Source organism: Cellulosimicrobium sp. MI9406 (assembly GCF_040595865.1).
Taxonomy (GTDB): domain Bacteria; phylum Actinomycetota; class Actinomycetes; order Actinomycetales; family Cellulomonadaceae; genus Cellulosimicrobium; species Cellulosimicrobium funkei.
Genome location: NZ_JALIZI010000003.1, coordinates 143804 through 164698 on the forward strand (window position 1 = coordinate 143804; position 20895 = coordinate 164698).

24 protein-coding genes are annotated in these 20895 nt (G+C 74.4%); 2 read left to right on the plus strand and 22 right to left on the minus strand.

The window, feature by feature from the left end:
• Window positions 1–34 precede the first annotated feature (34 nt).
• The 22 genes from MT994_RS06220 to MT994_RS06325 all read right to left on the minus strand — a co-directional run bounded on the left by MT994_RS06220 (window position 35) and on the right by MT994_RS06325 (window position 18764).
• Window positions 35–928, minus strand: a complete 894-nt coding sequence (locus MT994_RS06220) for a flagellar motor protein MotB (protein ID WP_081895843.1) — start codon at window positions 926–928, stop codon at window positions 35–37.
• Window positions 928–1701 (minus strand): MotA/TolQ/ExbB proton channel family protein, encoded by a 774-nt coding sequence (locus MT994_RS06225; protein ID WP_021483317.1) that lies wholly within the window; start codon window positions 1699–1701, stop codon window positions 928–930. The genes MT994_RS06220 and MT994_RS06225 overlap by 1 nt, the downstream gene beginning before the upstream one ends.
• 3 nt (window positions 1702–1704) lie before the next feature.
• Window positions 1705–2016, minus strand: a complete 312-nt coding sequence (locus MT994_RS06230) for a flagellar FlbD family protein (protein WP_034652796.1) — start codon at window positions 2014–2016, stop codon at window positions 1705–1707.
• Window positions 2017–2161: 145 nt separating this feature from the next.
• Window positions 2162–3343: a flagellar hook protein FlgE gene (locus tag MT994_RS06235; RefSeq protein WP_354805559.1), complete on the minus strand. Its 1182-nt coding sequence runs from the start codon at window positions 3341–3343 to the stop codon at window positions 2162–2164.
• Window positions 3344–3358: 15 nt separating this feature from the next.
• Window positions 3359–3847: a flagellar hook capping FlgD N-terminal domain-containing protein gene (locus MT994_RS06240; RefSeq protein WP_354805560.1), complete on the minus strand. Its 489-nt coding sequence runs from the start codon at window positions 3845–3847 to the stop codon at window positions 3359–3361.
• A 13-nt stretch (window positions 3848–3860) separates the two neighbouring features.
• Window positions 3861–5390: a flagellar hook-length control protein FliK gene (locus MT994_RS06245; protein WP_354805561.1), complete on the minus strand. Its 1530-nt coding sequence runs from the start codon at window positions 5388–5390 to the stop codon at window positions 3861–3863.
• 11 nt (window positions 5391–5401) lie between these two features.
• On the minus strand, window positions 5402–6118 hold the full coding sequence (locus tag MT994_RS06250) for a C40 family peptidase (protein ID WP_354805563.1): 717 nt from the start codon (window positions 6116–6118) through the stop codon (window positions 5402–5404).
• A gap of 2 nt (window positions 6119–6120) precedes the next feature.
• Entirely contained in the window at window positions 6121–6555 is a 435-nt protein-coding gene (locus tag MT994_RS06255) for a flagellar export protein FliJ (RefSeq protein WP_354805564.1), read from the minus strand.
• Window positions 6555–7838 carry a FliI/YscN family ATPase gene (locus MT994_RS06260; RefSeq protein WP_244985786.1) on the minus strand — a complete coding sequence of 428 codons (1284 nt, stop codon included), beginning with the start codon at window positions 7836–7838 and terminating at the stop codon, window positions 6555–6557. Before MT994_RS06260 ends, MT994_RS06255 begins: the two co-directional genes overlap by 1 nt.
• Window positions 7839–7933: 95 nt before the next feature.
• Window positions 7934–8584 carry a FliH/SctL family protein gene (locus MT994_RS06265; RefSeq protein ID WP_354805566.1) on the minus strand — a complete coding sequence of 217 codons (651 nt, stop codon included), beginning with the start codon at window positions 8582–8584 and terminating at the stop codon, window positions 7934–7936.
• Window positions 8574–9695 carry a flagellar motor switch protein FliG gene (gene fliG, locus MT994_RS06270; protein ID WP_354805567.1) on the minus strand — a complete coding sequence of 374 codons (1122 nt, stop codon included), beginning with the start codon at window positions 9693–9695 and terminating at the stop codon, window positions 8574–8576. Before fliG ends, MT994_RS06265 begins: the two co-directional genes overlap by 11 nt.
• Window positions 9692–11320, minus strand: a complete 1629-nt coding sequence (fliF, locus tag MT994_RS06275) for a flagellar basal-body MS-ring/collar protein FliF (protein ID WP_354805568.1) — start codon at window positions 11318–11320, stop codon at window positions 9692–9694. The genes fliG and fliF overlap by 4 nt, the downstream gene beginning before the upstream one ends.
• A 2-nt stretch (window positions 11321–11322) precedes the next feature.
• Window positions 11323–11652: a flagellar hook-basal body complex protein FliE gene (gene fliE / locus MT994_RS06280; protein ID WP_354805570.1), complete on the minus strand. Its 330-nt coding sequence runs from the start codon at window positions 11650–11652 to the stop codon at window positions 11323–11325.
• A gap of 5 nt (window positions 11653–11657) precedes the next feature.
• Window positions 11658–12050 (minus strand): flagellar basal body rod C-terminal domain-containing protein, encoded by a 393-nt coding sequence (locus MT994_RS06285; RefSeq protein WP_021482578.1) that lies wholly within the window; start codon window positions 12048–12050, stop codon window positions 11658–11660.
• Between the two features lies 1 nt (window position 12051).
• Window positions 12052–12396 carry a flagellar basal body protein gene (locus MT994_RS06290; RefSeq protein WP_021482579.1) on the minus strand — a complete coding sequence of 115 codons (345 nt, stop codon included), beginning with the start codon at window positions 12394–12396 and terminating at the stop codon, window positions 12052–12054.
• A gap of 232 nt (window positions 12397–12628) precedes the next feature.
• Entirely contained in the window at window positions 12629–12946 is a 318-nt protein-coding gene (locus MT994_RS06295) for a hypothetical protein (RefSeq protein WP_194522094.1), read from the minus strand.
• Window positions 12936–13358, minus strand: coding sequence for a flagellar export chaperone FliS (fliS, locus tag MT994_RS06300; RefSeq protein WP_354805572.1), 423 nt, complete (start codon window positions 13356–13358; stop codon window positions 12936–12938). Before fliS ends, MT994_RS06295 begins: the two co-directional genes overlap by 11 nt.
• A 26-nt stretch (window positions 13359–13384) precedes the next feature.
• Window positions 13385–14761, minus strand: a complete 1377-nt coding sequence (gene fliD, locus MT994_RS06305; RefSeq protein WP_354805573.1) for a flagellar filament capping protein FliD — start codon at window positions 14759–14761, stop codon at window positions 13385–13387.
• A gap of 111 nt (window positions 14762–14872) precedes the next feature.
• Entirely contained in the window at window positions 14873–15727 is an 855-nt protein-coding gene (locus tag MT994_RS06310) for a flagellin (RefSeq protein ID WP_086149055.1), read from the minus strand.
• Between the two features lie 231 nt (window positions 15728–15958).
• Entirely contained in the window at window positions 15959–16816 is an 858-nt protein-coding gene (locus MT994_RS06315; RefSeq protein ID WP_061266687.1) for a flagellin, read from the minus strand.
• Window positions 16817–16947: 131 nt separating this feature from the next.
• Window positions 16948–17811, minus strand: coding sequence for a flagellin (locus tag MT994_RS06320; RefSeq protein ID WP_061266686.1), 864 nt, complete (start codon window positions 17809–17811; stop codon window positions 16948–16950).
• Between the two features lie 152 nt (window positions 17812–17963).
• Window positions 17964–18764, minus strand: coding sequence for a sigma-70 family RNA polymerase sigma factor (locus MT994_RS06325; RefSeq protein WP_061266685.1), 801 nt, complete (start codon window positions 18762–18764; stop codon window positions 17964–17966).
• 205 nt (window positions 18765–18969) lie between these two features.
• Here MT994_RS06325 and MT994_RS06330 point away from each other — a divergent pair, with 205 nt between their 5' ends.
• Entirely contained in the window at window positions 18970–19458 is a 489-nt protein-coding gene (locus MT994_RS06330; RefSeq protein ID WP_021483253.1) for a flagellar protein FlgN, read from the plus strand.
• Between the two features lie 12 nt (window positions 19459–19470).
• A complete protein-coding gene (gene flgK, locus MT994_RS06335; RefSeq protein ID WP_086149058.1) occupies window positions 19471–20892 on the plus strand; it encodes a flagellar hook-associated protein FlgK in 1422 nt (473 codons plus the stop codon).
• Window positions 20893–20895: the final 3 nt, after the last annotated feature.

The following is a 20895-nucleotide window of genomic DNA, read 5'->3' on the forward strand; positions in this document are numbered from 1 at the left end:
CCTGCGCGACGTCGCGCAGGCTCGACGGGCCGCGTCACTCCCCCGGAGCGCCCGCCTCCCCCGCCGTCTCGGCGGCCCGCGCGAGAGCCCGCGCGTCCGCCTCCGCGGCCGGGACGTCCGCCGCGCTGAGCTGCCCCGACAGCACCTGCGGGATGAGCGCGCGCACAGCCTCCGGCGCGGACGAGAGCACCATGATGTCGACGCGGCGGTTCGTCGCGAGCGCCTCGGGGCTCGTGCCCTCGGCGAGCGGACGCGCCGACCCGAAGCCCACCGCGGCGATCCGGTGCTCGGCGAGGCCGTCCTGCTCGACGAGGTGGCGCAGCACGGCGGTGGCGCGCGACGACGACAGCTCCCAGTTCGACGGGAAGACCGACGTCACGGTCGAGGTGTAGTCCGCGTTGCCCTCGATGCGGATCTCGTGCGCGGTCGGCGCGAGCGCCGGGCCCACGACGTCGAGCACCGCCCGCGCCTCCTGCGTGAGGTCCGCGCTCCCGGGCGAGAAGAACGTGTCCGCGGACACGAGCCGCACGGTGAGCCCGCGCTCGTCGATGTCGAACCGGACCGTGTCGGACCGCCCGTGCGCGGCGAGGTCGCGGGCCATCGCGTCGCGCAGCGCCGAGAGGTCGGACACCTCGTCGAGCGCGCGCTCGAGGTCCGTCTCGACGTCGACCGGCTCCTCCGCCGGGTTCTCGACGACCTCCTCGACGACCGCGGCGTCCTCGACGTTGCCGAAGCCCTCCGCGAGGGAGGACTTCAGCTCCTGGTACTTGCCCTGGTCGACCGAGCTGATGGCGAACAGGACGATGAACAGGCACATGAGGACGGTCACCATGTCCATGTACGACACCATCCAGCGGCCGGAGCCGCCCGTGTCGTGCCCGCCACCGCCGCCCCCGCCGCCGTGGCCGCCCCTGCGACGCCGCGCCATCAGGCGGCCTTGTCCTCGGGCAACGACCACTCGGGGACCATCGTCTTGAGCCGCTCGTCGATGACCCGGGCGCGCGAGCCCGCCTGGATCGACATGTAGCCCTCCAGGAGGACGTGGAGCCGCTCGATCTCGAGGTCGGACAGGCGCTTGAGCTTCGCGCCGATGGGCAGCCAGATGAAGTTGGCGGAGAGGATGCCCCACAGCGTCGCGATGAACGCCGCGGCGATCATGTGCCCGAGCTTCTCGGGCTCGGACAGGTTCTCCAGCACGTGGGTCAGCGAGACGACGGTGCCGACGATGCCGATCGTGGGGGCGTAGCCGCCGATCGCGTTGAAGAAGTCGTACGCGACGGCGTCCTCGCGGGCCTTGGTCTCGATCCGCTCCTCGAGCAGGGTGCGCAGCTGCTCGGCGTCCGAGCCGTCGGCGAGCGACTGCAGCGCGCTGCGCTGGAACGGGTCGTCCGTCTTCTGGGACTCGGCCTCGAGGGCGAGCAGGCCGCCGTCGTTCTGGACGATCTCCGCGGCCCGGACGACCTCCTCGATGGCCTCCGCGGGACGCGGCGCCTTGCCCGTGAACGCGCGCGGCAGCGTCTTGAAGGCCCGGACCGAGTCCTTGAGCGTCCCCGACGCGACGGCGGCGAAGATGCTCGCCCCGAAGACGAGGATGATCGGTGCCGGGAGCAGGATCGAGGTGATCTGCGACCCCTCGAGGTACACCATCGCGATGAGCGAGCCGAACGCGACGAGGATGCCGATGATGGTTGCGGGGTCCATGGCCTACTTCGTCCTCGTGTCGGGCAGGGGTGCGAGGGCGACCGGGCGGTCGCCGGGGGCGGGGGCGTCGTCGGGCGCGGACCGGACGACCTCGAGCGGTGCGCGCTCGGCGGGGGCGGGCAGGGAGCGCGCGAGCGCGAGCACGCGCGCCTTGTGCTCCTCGACGAGGCGGATCACGACCTCCATGGGCTCGGTCACGATGTAGCGCGAGCCGTCGATGAGCGTCACGCGCGTGTCCGGGTTGGTCTCGACGCGGGCCACCAGGTCCGCGTTGATCGCGATGCGCTCGGAGCTGAAGCGCGTGAGGACGATCACGGCTCTCCCTTCGGGTGGGACGGGTCCGGGTCAGGTGCGGACGGGTTCGGGACGGAGGTGCGGGTCGGGGGTCGGTGCGGGGTCCGGTCCGGGGTTCGGTGGGGTGCCTCCCGGTCGGGCCGGGAGGCACCCCACCCCGCCCGGGTCAGCGCTTGAGGTTGACGAGCTCGGTGAGCACCTCGTCGGACGTCGTGATCACGCGCGAGTTCGCCTGGAACCCGCGCTGCGACACGATGAGGTTGGTGAACTCCTGCGAGAGGTCGACGTTCGACATCTCGAGAGCGCCCGCGGTGATCGAGCCGAGGCCCGGGTCGCCCGCGGCGCCGACCAGCAGGTCGCCCGAGTACTGCGTCGCCGCGAAGAGCGAGTCGCCCGCCTTCTCGAGCCCGCCGGCGTTGGTGAACGTCGCGAGCGCGACCTGACCGAGGACCTCGGTCCGGCCGTTCGAGTAGCGGCCGACGATCGAGCCGTCGCCGGAGACGGAGTACGACGTGAGCGACCCGGCGGCCCCGCCGTCCTTGCTCGCGACGGCGACGTTCGACAGCCCCGCGTACGAGGTGAGCCCGTCGAGGCCGACCGTCACGCCGCCGACGGCGAGGGACCCGCCGCCGGTCAGGGCACCACCCGTGAACGTGAGGGCCTGCGGGCCCGCGAGCGTGGCGCCGGTCGCGGCGTCGCGGGCGCTCACGGACCAGCCGCCGGCGGCGGCCGTGAAGACGAGCGAGAGCTTGCTCGCCCGGCCCGCCGCGTCGAAGACCTCGACGTCGCGCACGAGCTCGGTGCCGTCCGCGGCGTCCGAGGGCAGGTTGCCCCCGAACGTCACGCCCGTGGTCGCGCGGGGCGGGATCACGTCCCCGACGGGGATCGTGAGGTTGCCGAGCGGGCTGCTCGTGTTCACCACGCCGTCGGTGGCGGTCCAGCCCTGGACGAGGTCGCCGCTCGCGTTGACGAGCCGGCCCGCGCCGTCGAACGTGAACCCGCCGTTGCGCGTGTAGTAGGCCTGGCCGCCCCGCTCGACGACGAAGAACCCGTCGCCGTCGATCATGAGGTCGGTCGGGACGCCCGTCGTCTGCGCGGCGCCCTGCGTGAACTGCGTCGTGATGGCGGCCGTCGTGACGCCGAGGCCGATCTGCGCGGGGTTCGCGCCGCCGACCTGCTGGTCCGGCGCGACACCCGCCGCGACGAGCTGGGACAGCGTGTCCTGGAACTGGGTGCGCGAGGACTTGAAGCCCGTCGTGTTGACGTTCGCGATGTTGTTGCCCGTGACGTCCAGCATGTTCTGGTGGGCGCGCAGGCCGGAGATTCCGGTGTTGAGGGAGCGGAGCACGAGAGTCCTTTCGGGTCAGGCGGCGGAGCTGCCGTGGTCGTCGGTGGCGCCGTCCGTGGCTGCCGGGGTCCCGGTGGCTTCCGTGCTGACCGAGGAGGTGACGGCGGAGACGTGGTCGAGGTCGACCGACACCCCGCCGATCGTCACGGTGGGTACCGCGTCGCGGTACGACACCGCGGTGGCGGTGCCCGTGTGCTCGACGCCGTCGGCGTCGAGGTAGGAGACCTTGTTGCCCAGGAGGTCGGCGGCCGACTGGCGCATCTGGAGCGCGAACGACTCCTCGACGAGCCCGGTCATCCGCGTGAGCGCCTCCATCATGGCGAGCGACGTCGTCTGCGAGACGATCTCGCCGGTGTCCATGGAGCTGGACGGGTCCTGGTTGCGCAGCTGGGTCACGAGGAGCCCGAGGAAGAGCTCGCTGTCGTACTCCTGCTTGGGCGCGCGCACGCTCTTCGTGGCATACATCGATGCCGGCGCCGGCGCGCTCACGGGTTCGACGGGCACGTGGTTCCTCTCCTCAGACGAGGACGTCGAGGCGCCGGGCGGCGCCGTACGTCCTGCCGACCACTGTCGGCTCGGTCTCGGGCTCGGTGGCCCCTCGGTGCGGGCGGGCCGGGCCGCGGTCGTGCGCGCCGGGCTCCTGCGGGTCGCGACGCGCGCCGGACCCGTCGGCGGTGGCACCGCGGCCGTCCCGACCGTCCCCGGCCGTGCCCGGTGCTCCCGCGTCCGCGACGGTGACCGACGACGCCCCGCCCGCGATGCCCGCGAGGTCGCGCCGCAGGTCGGCGACGATGGCGCGCAGCGCCTCGCGGCCCGTGTCGTGCGGCGCGTAGAGCTCGATGCGCAGGTCACCGCCCGCGACGTGCGCGCGGACCGTCACGGGCCCGAGGTTCTCGGGCGTCACGGAGAGCGTGAGCACGTGGTCGCCGTCGCCCGCCTCGGCGAGCCGGACGACGGGCCCGGCGACCTGGGCGTGCAGCGGCTGTGCCGGGTGCGACGCCGCCGCCGGGGCGGTCACCGCGGGCGCGCCGGCGGCGGCCGGTGCAGCAGGGGCCGCGACGGGGGCGGCGGCGAGGAGCTCCGCGGAGGCCCGCGGCGCGGCGTCCGGCGCGGGGGCCGTGCCCTCCGGGCCGGTCGGGGCCGGGGCCGTCACGCCGTCCGCCACCCCCGGCGCGACGGCGACGCCCCCGGGGCCGGTCGGCGCACCCGGTGCGGCGGGGGCCGGACCCGGCGGCGGGGTCGTGCTCGTCCCGGCTCCGGGCCCGGCGCTCTCCAGGGGTCCGACCGTCGCGACGGCCTCTCCGGCAGCACCGCTCGCCCCCGTCGCGGCGGGCACGGTCGCCGGGCCGTCCACCGTCGCCGTCGCGTCGGACGACCACGGCGCACCGGTCGGCGTCCGGGCCTCGCCCGGCCCGGCCGCCGACGCGGTGCCGGCCGCCGAGGCTGTGCCGGCCGCCGAGGCTGTGCCGGGTGCGTCCGGGCGGTCAGTCGTGGCCGGGGCGGGCGCGTCCGGGGCCGTCGTGGCGTGGTCCGACGGCGCCGCGCCCGCCGGACCGTGCTCGTCGCCGGCCGCCGCGTCGTCCACGACGGCGGCAGCTGCCGCGCCGTCCGGCGTGGCGGTGCCGGCGAGCGCGCCGTCGAGACCGCCGGCCGCCGCGTCGGGGAGCACCGGCAGGCCCGGCAGGCCGACGGACACGGGCGGCACGGCGGGCTGACCGTCCGCGGCGGTGGCGCCGTCCGCCGAGGAGTCGGCGCCGGGGGTCCCGATGGTCGCCGGCCCGTCGGTCGAGGACCCGTCGGTCGAGAGCCCGTCGGTCGAAGTGCTGTCGTTCGAGGACCCGGCGACGCGCGTGCCGTCGTCGACGGCCCGGTCGGCAGGGATGCCGCCGCGAGGCCGGGCAGGCTCCGGGCGGCCGCGGGCCGCCTCGCCGAGCGCGGCGTCGAAGCTGCGGCCGAACGCGTCGGCCGACGCTCCGGACGCCGCCCGGGGCCGCGCCGTCATGGCCGGTGCCGGAGCCACGACCAGGGCGTTCGTGGTCAGGGTCATCGTGGTCCTCCTCAGCCGATCACGCGGCGGATGGTCGTCACGGAGGCGTCGGTGACGTCCGTGATCTCGACGGTGCGGCCGGGCTTGGGCGCGTGGATCATCTGCCCGTCGCCCACGTAGATGCCGATGTGCTTGCCCCCGCGCTGCACCACGAGGTCGCCGGGTCGCGCCTCGGCGAGCGAGCCGACCTCGGTCCCCTGGCGCATCTGGTCGCGCGCGACGCGCGGCAGGTCGACGCCGTGCGCGGAGTACACGAGCTGGACGAGGCCCGAGCAGTCGAGGCCGCCCTCGCCGAGGCTCTCGCCGCCCCACACGTACGGCACGCCGAGGTACTGGCGCGCCGTCTCGACGACCGACCGTCCCGCCACGCCGTCGGTCGCGCCGTCGGGCGCGGTCGCCGGGCCGACCGGCGCCGCGGGCGCTGCGGGCACGACGGCCGCCCCCGCCGCAGCGCCCGGCGACGCCCCCGCCCCGAACAGCGCGCTGCGCGCGAGCTCGTCGGCGCCGGTCGCCCCGGACAGCGTGCCGAGCAGGCGCCCGACCACGTCCGAGCCGGTGCCCGTCGCACCCGTCGTCGGCAGCGCCGAGAGCGCCGAGAGCGCCGACGCGAAGTCGGTCGCGCTCGTGGACGACGACGCCGTCGTCGACCGGCCGGGGGCGGCCACGACGTCGTGCAGCGCCACGATCTCCGTGCGGATCTCGCCCACGCGGGCGAGCGCCTGGGTCATGCTCACGTCGTCGACCCCCCGGCCGTCGTGCGCCGCGCGGCCGAGGCGATCTCGTCGAGCGCGGCCTGGTCGGCGCGCCCTTCCGCGCGGGCCGTCTCGGCGTCGTGCCGCTCCTCGAGCTTCTCGAGGCCCAGCGCGGCGGCGCGGGCGCGCGCGAGCTCGGCGCGCGCCTCGTCCACGGCGTGCGCGCGCACGCGCTCCTCGGACTCGAGCACGGAGAACAGCGCGCTCGCCGCGGCGCGGGAGGCCGCGAGCCCGGACAGCGCCGCGCTCGTCGTCGGGCGCTCGGTCGAGGCGTCGAGGTAGGCGGCGAGACCGCCCGCCTCCTCCACGGTGCGCGCGAGGTCCGCGTGCGCTCCCGCGAGCGCCGCCTTGGCGCCGTCCTCCTCGAGGCGGCGCAGGCGCAGCACGCCCGCGAGCCGGAACTTCCCCGCCATCAGTCCTCCCCTCCGGCCAGCACCTGGGTGAGCCGCGTGAGGCGCGCCCACGACTCCTCGGCCGGCGTCCTGTCGGTCATGACCTGCTGCAGGAAGGCGTCGATCGCCCCCTGGTGCTCGAGGCTCGCGTCGACGAGGGGGTCGGTGCCCTTCTTGTACGCCCCGATGTCGAGGATGTCCTGCGCCTTGCGGCGCGCCGCGAGGACCCGGCGCAGCGTGAGCGCGACCGACCGCTGCTCGGGCGTGGTCACGCGCGACGCGACGCGCGAGACCGACGCGAGCGCGTCGACCGCCGGGTAGTGGCCCGAGACGGCGATGGACCGGTCGAGCACGACGTGCCCGTCGAGGATCGAGCGCGCCTGGTCGGCGATCGGCTCGTTGTGGTCGTCGCCGTCGACGAGGACGGTGTAGATCCCGGTGACGGAGCCCGTCGCCGCGGTGCCCGCGCGCTCGAGCAGGTTCCCCATGAGGGAGAACGTCGACGGGGGGTAGCCGCGGGTCGCGGGGGGCTCCCCCACGGACAGCCCGATCTCGCGCTGCGCCATGGACACGCGCGTGAGGGAGTCCATCATGAGGACGACGTGCGACCCGGCCTCCCGGAACGACTCGGCGATCCGGGTCGCCGTGAAGGCTGCGCGCCGGCGCATCATCGCGGGCTCGTCGGACGTCGCGACGACGACGACCGACCGGGCCAGGCCCTCGGGGCCGAGATCGTCCTCGAGGAACTCGCGCACCTCGCGCCCGCGCTCGCCGACGAGCGCGATGACCGACACCTCGGCGTCGGTCCCGCGCGCGACCATCGACAGCAGCGAGGACTTGCCGACGCCGGAGCCGGCGAACAGCCCGATGCGCTGCCCCCGGCCGAGGGTGGTGAGCGTGTCGAGGACCCGCACGCCGGTCTGGAGCGGCGTGTCGATGCGCGCCCGCTCCATCGCGGCGGGCGCGTCCGCGTCCACGGGCACGCGGGGCGCGCGCCCGAGCGGGCCGCGCCCGTCCACGGGGCGGCCGAGCGCGTCGACCACGCGGCCGAACAGCCCGCGCCCGGTCGGGACGAGGACCCCGGTGCCGCGCGTGCGCACCGGGTCGCCCGCGCGGATGCCGGAGAGCCGGCCGAGCGGCATGCAGCGCGCCCTGCCCTCGGCGGTCGCGACGACCTCCGCGTCGAGGGGGTGCGGGCCGTCGCCGACGTGGACGAGGTCGCCGATGCCGCAGCTCAGTCCCGCGACCTCGAGGCTCAGCCCGACGGCCGACGTCACGACGCCGACCCGCTCGGGCCGTGCCACCGCGACGAGGGAGTCGAGCGCGGGCGGGCGGGAGTGCGGGCGGGTCGCGCCCGCCGCGGTGCGGGTGCCCGGCACGGCCGAGCCGACCGGGGCCGTCACGACGACCCTCCGGCCGCGCCGGGCCCGGCGTCGGGCGTGAGGTCGGGCCCGACGTCGAGCAGCGCCAGCTCGGCCCGCGCCCGGTCGACGGCGGCGCGCACGCGCGCGTCGAGGAAGCCATGCTCGAGCTCCGCGACGGCGTCGCCGCGGTCCAGCGACGCGTCCGCGACGAGGCGGACGTCGTCGACCCCGGCCTCGGTCAGCAGGCTCACGTCGTCGGGGTGCAGACGCACGGCGACGACCGCGCCGTCGGCGACGGCCGTCGCGCGCGCGAGGGCCGCGCGGGCGGCCCCCGGCCGGTCGGTGAGCTCGTACCCGAGGACGGACCCCGCGAGGTCGAGCGCGCCCCGGACCGTGGCGTCCTGCGCCGCGGCGACGACGGGGACCGTCCGCTCGCCGAGCGCCCGGGCGGCCTCGCGCAGGACGGCGACCGCGCGTGCGGTCCGCTCGTCCCGCTCGGCGGTGCGCCGCGCGTGGTCCGCCTCGAGCGCGGCGCGCAGGCGCTCCGCCTCGTCGCGGGCCGCGCGGGCCCCGGCCGCGTAGCCGGCGGCGTACCCGCGGGCCGACGCCGCCGCCTCGACCTCCGCGACGCGGTCGCTGCGCAGGACCGGCACGGCCCGCGGCACGAAGGAGGCGTCAGTAGACAAGCTCGTCCCCGTCCGAGCGGTGGATCGTGATCTTCTCGTCGGCCTCGAGGTTGCGGACGACGCGGACGATCTCCGCGCGCGCCTCCTCGACCTGGCTGATGCGCACCCCGCCCAGCCCGGCGACCTCCTCCTCCAGCAGCGCCCGGTTGCGCTCGGAGATGTTCTTCGTGATCGTCTCGACGACCTTGGCGGTCGTGCCCTTCATGGCGAGCGCGAGCACCGACATCTCGACGCCGCGCAGGATGATCTGCACGTCGCGCGCCTCGAACGAGGCGATGTCCTCGAAGGTCAGCATGCGCGAGCGGACCTCCTCGGCGAGCTGCGGGTCGCGGGCCTCGAGCCCTTCGAGCACCGCCTTCTCGGTGGCCCCGTCGGAGCGGTTGATGATGTCGACGAGCGGCTGGACGCCGCCGAGGATCTCGACCGGCTGGCGCGGGGTGATGCTCGCGCCCATGCGGGTGCGGAACTGCTCCGACACGATCTTCACCGCGTCGGGCGACGCGGTGCCCATGGTCGCGAGCGCCTGCGCGACGTCGGTGCGGTAGTCGTCGGCCAGCTTGGCGAGCACAGCGGACGCGACGCCCGAGCTGAGGTGCGCGAGGACGAGCGCGACGGTCTGCGGGTGCTCGCCGTCGAGCAGGGACACGATCTGTCCCGGCTCGGTGCCGTCGAGGTACTCGAACGCCTTGCCCTGCATGCTCGCGACGAGGCGCTCGACGACGTCGGCCGCCCGGTCGGCGCCCATCGACGCCTCGAGCAGCCCGACGGCGAAGTCCTTGCCCCCGCGCGGGCGCGGCGTGCCGGACAGCGCCATGTCGTAGAACTCGTCGAGGGCCGCGACCGCCAGCTCCTCGTCCACCACCTGGGTGCGCATGATCTCGGCGGCGACCTCCGAGGCCTCCTCCTCGGAGAGCAGCGACAGGACCGTCGCCGCCCGCTCCTGGCTGAGCTGCATGAGCACCAGGGCGACCTTCTGCACCCCGCTCATCGCGGCGACCTTGCGCGCCGCCTCGGTCGCGGCCGCCGCGGCGGCGGGGTCGAGGGCGGCCGCGAGACCGGCGGCGCCGGTGCCCGCGGGCGCCGTCTCGGGCGGTGCGGTCGTGACGCTCATCGCTGCGCCCCCGCCCGGTCCTCGGCGAGCAGCACCCGCAGGTACTCGGCCGTCTTGTCGGGGTCGGTCGCCGCGAGCGCGTCGATCTCGGCCCGACGCTGGTCGAGGCTCGTGAACCGCGGGGTCGGGGGCTGGATCTCCGGCCGCTCGGGCGCGGGCTCGAGCTCGCCCTGACCGCCGCCGGACAGGAGCGCCGGGTGCTCGTCGTCGCGGTCGAGCTCGTGCAGGGTCGTCATGCGGAGGTCCTCGAGGTCGACCGTCTCGCGCCGCTCGCGGCGACGACGGGCGCGCCGCACGGCCACGAGCACGATCACCAGGGCGATGAGCACCCCGGCGACGACCGCCGCGGTGCGCAGCATCTGCGCCCGGCTCTCGGCGGCGGCCGCCTCCTCCGCCGCGGCGAGCGCGGCCTGGGCCGACTCCGCGGCGCCCGTGTCGAACGGCAGCACCGCGACCTCGACGGTGTCCCCGCGCTCGGCGTCGATGCCGGCGGCGGCGGAGACCATCGCGGTGATCGCGGCCGTGTCCATCCCCCGGGCCACCTCGGCGTCGAGCGCGACGGACACGGCCTGCCGGGTCAGCGCGCCGGCGGGCGTCGTCGTGGTCTCGGTGACCTTGTCGATCGCGTTGTTGCGCGTGGCGTCCTCGGACGTGTAGCTGCTGTCCGCGCCGGCGCCGCCCGGGACGGCGATGTTGTCCGGCCCAAGCACCCCCGCCGTACCCCCGGCCCCGCCGGTGTACTCCTCGGTCGTCGTGGACTCGTTGAGGACGGGTCCGCCCTCCGGGGTGCGGAACGTCTCCTCGAGACGCTCGGAGCTCGCCACGTCCATCTGGGCGGTGACGGCGACGGTCGAGTTCCCGGCGCCGACGACGCGGTCGAGCATCGCCTGCACCTGCCCGGACACCTTCTCCTCGTACTGCCCGGCCTGCTCGCCCGACGAGCGCGCCCCGACGCCGACCTCGGAGAGCACCTCGCCCTGCGCGTCGACGACCGCGACGTCGGTGGGCGCCATGCCGTCGATCGACGCCGAGACGAGGTGGACCATCGCCTCGACCTGCTCGGTCGTCAGCTTCTGGCCCCGGGCGGGAGCGACGAACACCGACGCGGTCGGGGTGCCCTGCTCGGCCGCGAAGACCGTCTCCTCGGGGATCGCGAGCTGGACGGTCGCCGTCTCGACGCCGTCCATCGCGGAGAGGGTGCGGGCGAGCTCGCCCTCGAGCGCGCGCTTGTACGTCACGTCCTGCTGGAACTCGCTCGACGTGACGCCCATCTCGTCGAGCAGCGAGTAGCCGCCCGTCGACTCGTCGGCGGGCAGGCCGGCCGTCGCGGCCGCGAGCCGCTGCTCGTAGACCCGCTCCTCGGGCACGAGCACCGTGCCGCCGCCGTCGGTCAGCTCGTAGGGCACGCCCTGCGACCGGAGCTGGTCGACGATCGCGGCGGCGTCCGCGCTCGACATGCCGGAGAACAGGGGCGTGTAGCTGGGGCGCGACGCCCACGACACGAGCGCGACGATCCCGACCACGAGGATCGCGAGGGCGAGCAGCGCGAGCGTGCGCTGGGCGATGGTGAAGTCGCGGACGGCGCCGAACGCGCGGCCGAACGTCGACCTGATCTTCTCGGGCATCGTCAGGCCTGCATCCTCATGATCTCGTTGAACGCGTCGACCGCCTTGTTGCGCACGGCGGCGACGAGCTCGAGGGTCGTCTGGGCACGGGTGGAGGCGATGGTCGCCTGGTGGACGCTCGCGAGGTCGCCCGTGACGGCGGCGATCGCCAGCTCGTTCGCGGCGCCCTGGAGCTGCTGCGTGCTGTCGACCGCGCCGCCCAGCACGTCGGCGAAGGCGCTCGCGCCCGCGGCACCGGTCGACCCGGTCGCGGCGGCAGCGGTCGCGGAGAGGCTCTCGACGCCGGTGAGGTACCCGGTGCCGGTCGTGGCCTCGACGGAGGGGATGGACATGAGGATCACTTCCCGATCTGGAGTGCTGCTTCGTAGGCCGTCTTCGCGCGGTCGATCACGGCGGCGTTCGCCTGGTAGCCGCGCTGGGCGAGGATGAGGCTCCCCATCTGCTCGGACATGTCGATGTCCGGGTAGCGCACGTAGCCGTCCTCGTCCGCGAGCGGGTGGTCCGGCTCGTACGTGAGCCGGCCCTCCGCGCTCCCCCACGCCGCCCCGGCGACGTACGCGCCCGGGTTCTTCTCGCCACCCTCGGTCGCGAGGACGTAGCGGGCGCGGAACGCCGCGTCGTCGGTCGACGTGACGGTGTTGACGTTGGCGAGGTTGTCCGCGACGGCGTCGAGCCACTTGCGGTGCAGGGTGAGGCCGGTGCCGGCGATGCCGAGAGCGTCGTAGGTCATGTCAGGCCGTCCGCATCGCCGCGCGCAGGGCGGCGGCCTCGCCGCCGACGGCCTGGGTCGCGAACTGGTAGCGCAGGACGGTGTCGACGTTCGAGACGGTCTCGGTGTCGAGGTTGACGTTCGAGCCGTCGAGCCGGGTCGGCTCGAGCGAGCGGTCGACGGTGAAGGCGGTGCGCCGGGCGTCGCCGTCGGCGACGGAGGCCGCCAGCGCCTCCTCGAACTGCACCCGCTTCGCGGTGTAGCCCGGGGTGTTGATGTTGGCGACGTTCTCGGCGATGGCGCTCTGCCGGGCGGACAGCCCGTCCAGCGCGCTCTGGATCGCTACGGAGGTGACGGAGTCGAACACGGTCGCGGATTCCCCACGTCGTCGGTGTCGGCCGTCCGATGGCCTGCGGGGGGAGCGGTCCGTGCTCACCCTGAGCCGACGACGACCGAGGGGCCGCCGCCGTGCGTCGTGCACGCGCAGCGGGGACGCGTGCTGCGCGGTCGGTCGTGTGCTCACCCGACCCCTATGCAGGGTCGCGACGCGTGAGCCGTGCTCGCCCGGGAGCGCCGCCGGGCCGGAGGTGTCGCGAGGGTCAGGCGCTCACGTCGAGGTACGCCGCCGCGGTCGAGTCGTGCGCGCGGGGCACGCAGGTCAGGGCACGGGAGTGCCGCCGGTTCTCCACGATGGCCGCGTGCAGGCGGTCCACCACGTCGGCCTGGCGGACCAGGACCTCGAGCGCGCGGTCCACGAGCTCGGCCGGGAGCCGCCCCAGGCCGGTCGGAGGGGTCCACGCGGCCAGGTGGGCGACGGCCGTCTCGCCGGCGTGCTCGCCCGCGACCGACGCCATCGCGTCGAGCTCGTCGAGGGCACGGGCCCAGGCCGTGAGCGCGCCCGCGCGGTCAGGCGACACCGGTCGCTCCGCCGCCGTGCGCCGCAGCGCTCCCGTGCCCGGCGGGCAGCACCTCCGCGGCCTGGCGCCACGTCTCCTGGAGCGGCACGACGATCTCGAGGACCTCGCGCGTGCGCCCGATGTCACGGTGGACGTTCGCGGCGACCAAGGCTTCGTGGACGTAGACGTAGAGGGCCATGAGGTCCTCGGCACCGTCCCAGACCGTGGTGTCGAGCGAGCCCATGAGCTCGGCCACGATCGCCTGGGCGTGCAGGAGCTGCTCGGACGCGGCGGCCCACCGCTCCTCGCCCTGCGCGGCCTCGGCCCGGCGCAGGTCGAGCACGAGACGGTCGTAGAGCAGCGTCAGCAGGCGCGCGGGGGACGCGGTGAGGATGGCGTCGCGCCCGTAGGCGCTCCGGGCGAGGTGGGTCACGGCGGTTCCTTCGCGGGAGGTGCGGCTCAGCGCTTCGAGGACGAGGAGGGCATGAGGGTCGCGAGCTGGCCCGTCAGCCACTGCTGCTGCGAGTCGAGCTTGGCGAGCTGGACCTCCATGACGGTGTACTGCGCGGTGAGGCGCTTGAAGCGCTGCTCGAGCCGCTGGTCCCACCGGGCGATCTGGTCGTCCAGGCGGGTGGCCTGGGTCTCGCGGTTCTTGACGGACGTCGTGAGGAGGCCGTCGTACTTGTCGGAGAGCATCTCGGAGGCCTTCTGGACACGCGTCGCGACCTGCGTGAACGTGCTCATCGTCGTGTCGGGGTCGGCGGCGAGGGCCGCCGAGAGCTTCTCGGCGTCGAACGTGACCTCGCCGTAGCGCGTGATCTCGATGCCGATCGACGACAGCGACGCCCCGTCCACCGGGTCCGTGACGGCGCCGAGCAGCGACTGGCGCGCGTTGCGCACGATGGACTCGCCGGCGAGCGTCGCGCCGGAGGTCGAGCCGTCCGACCCGATGGTCACCTTGGTCTGCGTCCCGATGCGCGCGAGGATCGCGCTCACGGCGTCGACGAGGCTGCGGACCTTGTTCGCGCGCGCCTCGGGGTCCTCGCCGACGGTGACGGTCACGGGGTCGGCGGACGCCTTCGACACGGTGACGTCGATGCCGGGGAGGAGGTCGGTGAACGTGCTCGACGCCGAGGTGACGGTCTGCTCGGCGGCGGTGCCGGCCCAGAGGCGCACCACGGAGTCGGCGGCGGCCGTGACGGTGGCCGCGCCGGGAGCGGCGAGCAGGTTCGTCGCGGTGCCGGCGTCCACCTCGGCGGCGGTCCCGGCGTGGAACGAGAACGCGCCCGCGGCGCCCGTCGCGGTGCCCGTGAGCTGGAGGCGGTAGAGCTTCTCCCCCGTCGCGGCGTCGGTGCCCGCACCGACCTTGACCGCGGTGACGCCCGCGTCGGCGCGGTTGATCGCCGCGACGACGTCGTCGAGCGACGTGGAGGCCGCGGTCAGCTCGGTGTGCTCGCCCGCGGCGTCCGTGAGGGTGAAGCGCGTGGTGGGAGCCGTCGTGAGGGTCGCGGTGACCGACTTCTGCGCGGTGGCGACGGCGTCGACGACGACGTCGATGCTCCCCGGAGAGGCGCCGGCGCGGGCGGCGACCGAGACCGCGTCGGACGAGCCCTTCGCGGTGAAGAGCGCGAGCGCGTCGCCGGCGGTGAGCTCCTTGGCGAGCTTCGCGAGCGCGGCCACGCGCGTGTTGAGGTCCTGGAGCGCGGTGATCTCGGAGCGCTCGGCCTTGACCTTGGCCTGGAGCTGCTGCTGCGGGATCGACTCGACGGCGATGAGCTGCTTGACGAGGTCTGCCGTGTTGAGACCGCTCGACAGCCCGGTGAAGGAGATGCCCACGCGGATCACCTCCAGGTGTGGGACGGGGGACGTGCTGGGGACGTGGTGCGGAGAAGACCCGGCGGACGGCGCGGAGGGCGGTCCGTGCCGCCCGCCGGGTGGCCGTCAGGGTCAGCCGAGGAGCTGGAGGACTCCCGAGCTGGCCTGGTTCGCCTGGGCCAGCATCGCGGTGCCGGCCTGGGACAGGATGTTGGTGCGCGAGTAGTTCATCATCTCCTTGGCCATGTCGACGTCGCGGATGCGCGACTCGGCGGAGGTGAGGTTCTCCGTCGCGACGTTGATGTTGGAGATCGCGTACTCCAGGCGGTTCTGCGTCGCACCCAGGCCCGAGCGAGCCGTCGACACGGCCTTGAGCGCCGTGTCGATCGTCTCGATCGCCGCCTGCGCGTTCGCCGCCGTGTTCACCGTGAGGGAGCTGCCGCCCGCGGCGGCGTACACGCCCGCCTCGATGACCGTCTGGAGGTCGTTGGTGGTGAGGTCGATGGTGATGGTGTTGCCGTCACCGGTGCCCTCGGCGCCGACCTGGACCGTGAGGTCGGTCGCGCTGGACTTGAGCAGGTCGATGCCGTTGAAGTTCGTCGAGTCGACGATCCGGTCGAGCTCGTCCGCGAGCTCGTCGAGCTCCGACTTGATGGCGGTGCGCGCGTCGGCGTTGTTCGTGTCGTTCGCGGCCTGCACCGACAGGTCGCGCATGCGCTGCAGGATCGACTGCGCCTCACCCAGCGCACCTTCCGCCGTCTGCACGACGCTGATGCCGTCCTGCGCGTTGCGCGCCGCGACGCTGTAACCGTTCACCTGGGCCTTGAGACCCTCGGCGATCGACAGACCCGCGGCGTCGTCCGCCGCACGGTTGATCCGCAGACCCGACGACAGCTTCTCCAGCGACTTGCTCTGGCTGTTCTGGGTGCTCGTGAGGTTCCGGTACGTGTTGAGTGCCGAGACGTTCGTGTTGACGCTGAAGCCCATGATGAGTCCTCCGTGAGACGGGCGAGTGGATGATCCCCCAGCCCATCCATGGGCCGGTCACCGAGCACTCTCGGCACCCACCACCACGTCGTGGGGGACGACTTTCGACGAGTTCCCCGTCCCGTCGGGGGCGCCCGCGGTGCGCACAGCACGACGGCGCCGCACCGGGTGCTCCGGTGCGACGCCGTCGGTGGGGACGGCCGCGCGGGACCGGCCGCGCGGCCGTCAGGATCAGCCGAGGAGCTGGAGCACTCCCGAGCTGGCCTGGTTCGCCTGGGCCAGCATCGCGGTGCCGGCCTGGGACAGGATGTTGGTGCGCGAGTAGTTCATCATCTCCTTGGCCATGTCGACGTCGCGGATGCGCGACTCGGCGGAGGTCAGGTTCTCCGTCGCGACGTTGATGTTGGAGATCGCGTACTCCAGGCGGTTCTGCGTCGCACCCAGGCCGGAGCGAGCCGTCGACACGGCCTTGAGCGCCGTGTCGATCGTCTCGATCGCCGCCTGCGCGCCGGCGGCGGTCGCGACGTTGAGCGACGTCCCACCGTTGGTGGCGTCGTAGACGCCGGCCTCGATGATGCCCTGCAGGTCGTTGGTGGTGAGGTCGATCGAGATGGTGTTCCCGCCGCCCGCGCCCTCGGCGCCGACCTGGACCGTGAGGTCCGTCGACGTCGACTTGAGCAGGTCGATCCCGTTGAAGTTCGTCGAGTCGACGATCCGGTCGAGCTCGTCCGCGAGCTCGCCCAGCTCCGAGCTGATGGCGGTGCGCGCGTCGGCGTTGTTCGTGTCGTTCGCCGCCTGCACCGACAGGTCACGCATGCGCTGCAGGATCGACTGCGCCTCACCCAGCGCACCTTCCGCCGTCTGCACGACGCTGATGCCGTCCTGCGCGTTGCGCGCCGCGACGCTGTAACCGTTCACCTGGGCCTTGAGACCCTCGGCGATCGACAGACCCGCGGCGTCGTCCGCCGCACGGTTGATCCGCAGACCCGAGGACAGCTTCTCCAGCGACTTGCTCTGGCTGTTCTGGGTGCTCGTGAGGTTCCGGTACGTGTTGAGTGCCGAGACGTTCGTGTTGACGCTGAAGCCCATGATGAGTCCTCCGTGAGACGGGCGAGTGGATGATCCCCCAGCCCATCCATGGGCCGGTCACCCAGCACTCTCGGCAGCCACCGCCCCCTCGTGGTCAGTGACCTGTGTCACTTTTCGGGAGCCTCGGGGGCTCAGCCCAGGAGCTGCAGCACCGACGACGGCGCCTGGTTGGCCTGCGCGAGCATCGCCGTCCCCGCCTGCGCCAGCACGTTCAGGCGGGCGCCGTCGCGCAGCTCCTGGGCGAGGTCGGCGTCCCGGATCCGCGACTCCGCCGCGCGCAGGTTCTCCCCCGTGCTGCCCGCGACGCGCGCCGCGTGGTCGAGCCGGTTGATCGTCGCGCCCATGCGCGAGCGCTCCTCCGAGACGCGCGAGATCGCGCGGTCGATCGCCTCGACCGCCGCACGCGAGGTCATGTGCGCGAGCTCGGGGTACCCCGCGCCGGTCAGGCTCACGCGCAGGTCGCCGTCGCCCGCGACGAGCACCGACGACACCGCCCACGTCACGCGCGGGAGCTGGACGGCGATCGTCGAGGCGGCGTCCCCCTCGGCACCGACCTGGAAGGTCACGGTCGGCTCGCTCGCGAGGAGGAGCTGGTCGGCGAAGGCCGACTCGTTGTGGGTCCGGCTCACCTCGCGCGCGAGCGCCGACAGCTCGTCCTCCATCGCGGCGCGCGCGTCCGGCCCGTTCGTGTCGTTCGCGGCCTGGAGCGCGAGCTCGCGCATGCGCTGGAGCATGCTCTGGATGCCGCCGAGCGCGCCGTCCGCCGTCTCGAGCATGGCGACCGCGTCCGCCGCGTTGCGCTGCGCGACGGCGCTGCCGTTCGCCTGGGCCCGCAGGCCCTCCGCCGTCGTCAGGCCCGCGGAGTCGTCGGCGGCGGTGGTGATCCGCAGGCCGGACGCGAGCCGCTCCGCCGACGCGCCCTGCTCGCGCTGCGTCGTCGCGAGGCGGCGGTACGTCGTCGTCGCCGCCACGTTCGTCACGATCGAGAGACCCATGCGTGCGCTCCTGTCCCGCGCGGCCCCGGGCGGGCCGGCTCGTCCGGTACCGGCCCGTCACCTCGACCGGCCTGCTCCTGGGGACTGTCGGACGCCGCGGCCCGACGGTGGCCGACGTCGACCGACGCCGGTCGACGCCGTCGCGGCCCGGGTCACGACGCCGCGGGCACCGCCCAGGCGGAGCGCTGCGTGGCACCGCCCGCGACTCGCTCGCCCATCGCGGCGAGGTACTCCCGCCGGCGGGCCGTGAGCGGCGCGGCCGGGCCCTTCGCCTCGCGGCCCGAGTAGTGGGCCTCGAGCCCCTCGCGGAGCAGGCGGACCGCCTCGATGCGCGCGTGCGAGACGGTCGAGTGGCTGATCCCCAGCTCGGCGGCGAGCTCGCCGACGCTGCGCCCCGCGAAGTACACCTGCTCGACGACGTGCCGCAGCTGGTCCGGGAGCGCCGCCACCGCCTCGCGCACCACGTGCCGTTCCTCGACGGACAGGACCTGCTCCTCCGGGGTCGGCGCCTCGAGCGCGACGTGGTCGTAGGTGGTGTCCTCCATCGCCACGATCGAGCGGCCGGCGTCGTCCCGGGCCGCGCGCACGTCCGCGACCGCGACGCCCATCGCCTCGGCGACCTGCGCGTCGGTCGGCTCGCGGCCGAGGGACGCGGTGAGCGACGCCGTCACGGCCGTCAGCGCCTTGATGCGGCGGCGCGCCGAGCGCGGGGCCCAGTCCTGCGAGCGCAGCTCGTCGGCGAGCGCCCCCACGATGCGGCGCCGCGCGTACGCGCCGAACGGCACGCCGCGCGTCGGGTCGAAGCTCGTGGCCGCCGTGGTGAGGGCGACCGCGCCGACCGACGCGAGGTCCTCGCGCGAGAGGTGGTCGGCCCGCGCGCACAGGTCGGAGACGAGGAAGCCGACGAGGGCAAGGTTGTCGACGACGAGAGCGTTGCGCTCGGAGAGGTTCACGCCGAAGCACCTTTCTGCTGGGGCGGGCCCGGTACGGCACCGGGAGACGCGGGTGAGGCACGCGGTGGCACCGCGTCCTGACCTCTCCCATGCAGCGGGCGCGGGGATCAGCCGCCACATGCGCGCCGCGCGTGCCGACAGTGGGTCTCGAGCGGGTGCTGCCCGCCGCCCCGACCGACCACCGCGCACACAAGGGAGAGCCACGTTGGGCCCTCAGGAGCTGTCGACCCTGCTGTGGCGAGAGCGCGAACTGCTCGAGATGCTGCTGTTCAAGCTCGAGGAGGAGCAGCTGCTCCTCACCGCCGGCCGCACCCGCTGGCTCGCCCACGCGAACCGCGAGGTCGAGACCGTGATGGAGAAGGTGCGCGAGGCGACCCTCGTGCGCACCGTCGCGTCCGAGACCGTCGCGGCCGAGTGGGGCCTGGCGCCCGACGCCACGCTGCGGGAGATCGCCGCGGCTGCCCCGGCCGCGGGGCCCTGGCGCGAGATCTTCGAGGGCCACCTCACGGGCCTCACGGAGCTGACGGTGCGGATCAAGACCGTCCGCGACACCAACACGCAGTTCGTCAACCACGCGTCGCGCTCGACGCAGGAGACGCTCGCGACGCTCGGCGGCGAGCCCCGCACCTACGACGCGACCGGCGCCACCACGGACCGGTCCGACGTCGCCCGCCTCTTCGACACGGTGCTGTAAGGAGTCCCGCCCATGAGCTCGTTCTCCATCCTCAACACCGCCTTCCGGGGCATGAGCGCCGCCCAGGCGGGCATCGACGTCACCGGTCAGAACGTGGCCAACGTCAACACGCCGGGCTACACGCGCCAGCGCGTGCAGCAGTCGGCCACGGCCCCGCTCACCGAGATGGGCCTGGGGCGGCTCTCGCAGTCCGCGCGGTCCGGCCAGGGCGTGACGATCGACGGCGTCGCCCGGCTCGGGAACCTCTTCCTCGAGTCGCGCGTGCGCCAGACGGCGTCCGCCGACGGGTACGCGAGCGTGCGCGCCGCGGCGTTCACGGCCGTCGAGGACATCCACGGCGAGCCCTCGGACACCGGGCTGTCCGCCGCGCTGCAGTCGTTCTGGGGCGCGTGGCAGGACGCCGCGAACTCCCCGGGCAAGGACGCCCAGGCCTGGGTCGTGGTCGAGGAGGCCGGCGCCGTCGTCGACCGGATCGTCGACGGCCGCGCCCGCGTGGAGACCGCGTGGGGCCAGGCGCGCACGAGCGCGGGCTCGCTCGTGGCCGAGATCAACACGGTCGCCGACAAGATCGCCGCGCTCAACACCCGCATCCTCGACGCCTCCGGCCAGAACGGCTCCGCCAACGAGCTCGTCGACCAGCGCAACCAGCTCGCCGCCGACCTGGCGCGCCTCGCGGGCGCCCAGACGAGCACGAACCCCGACGGCACCGTCAACGTGCTCCTGGGCGGGAACCTCCTCGTCGACGGCCACCACGTGAACGAGGTCCGGCTCGTCGGGTCCTCGACGCTCGACGGCGCGGCCGACGACGCGGTGCGGCTCGAGTGGTCGCACCGCCCGGGGGCGGCCGTCGGGCTCGAGGGCGGCGAGCTCGCCGGGCACCTGTCGGCCCTCGCGCCGGTGTCGTCCGGCGGGATCTACGCCCAGGCCGCGGCGGGCTACGACGCGCTCGCGTCGGCGCTCGTCACGCAGGTCAACGCGCTGCACACGACGGGCCTGACGCCGTCGGGCACGCCGGGCGGCGCGTTCTTCGCGATCGAGCCCGGCAGGTCGGCGGGCGCCGGCCTGCGGGTCGCGGTGACCGCGCCCGGCCAGGTCGCGACCGCCGCCGTCGGGGCGGGATCCCTCGACGGGTCCGTGGCCGACCGCATCGCCGCGCTCGGGAGCGCCGGCGGCGGTCCCGACGCCGTGTGGTCGACGCACGTCACGCAGCTCGCCGTGAAGTCGAGCTCCGCCGGGTACGACGCGAAGCTCGCGACCACGGCCTCCACGGCGGCGTTCAGTGACCTGCTCTCGCACTCCGCCGTCTCGCTCGACGAGGAGACCGTGAACCTCATGCAGTACCAGCACGCCTACCAGGGCGCGGCCCGCGTGCTCACCGCCGTCGACGAGATGCTCGACCACCTCATCAACCGCACCGGCCGCGTCGGGCTGTAGCCC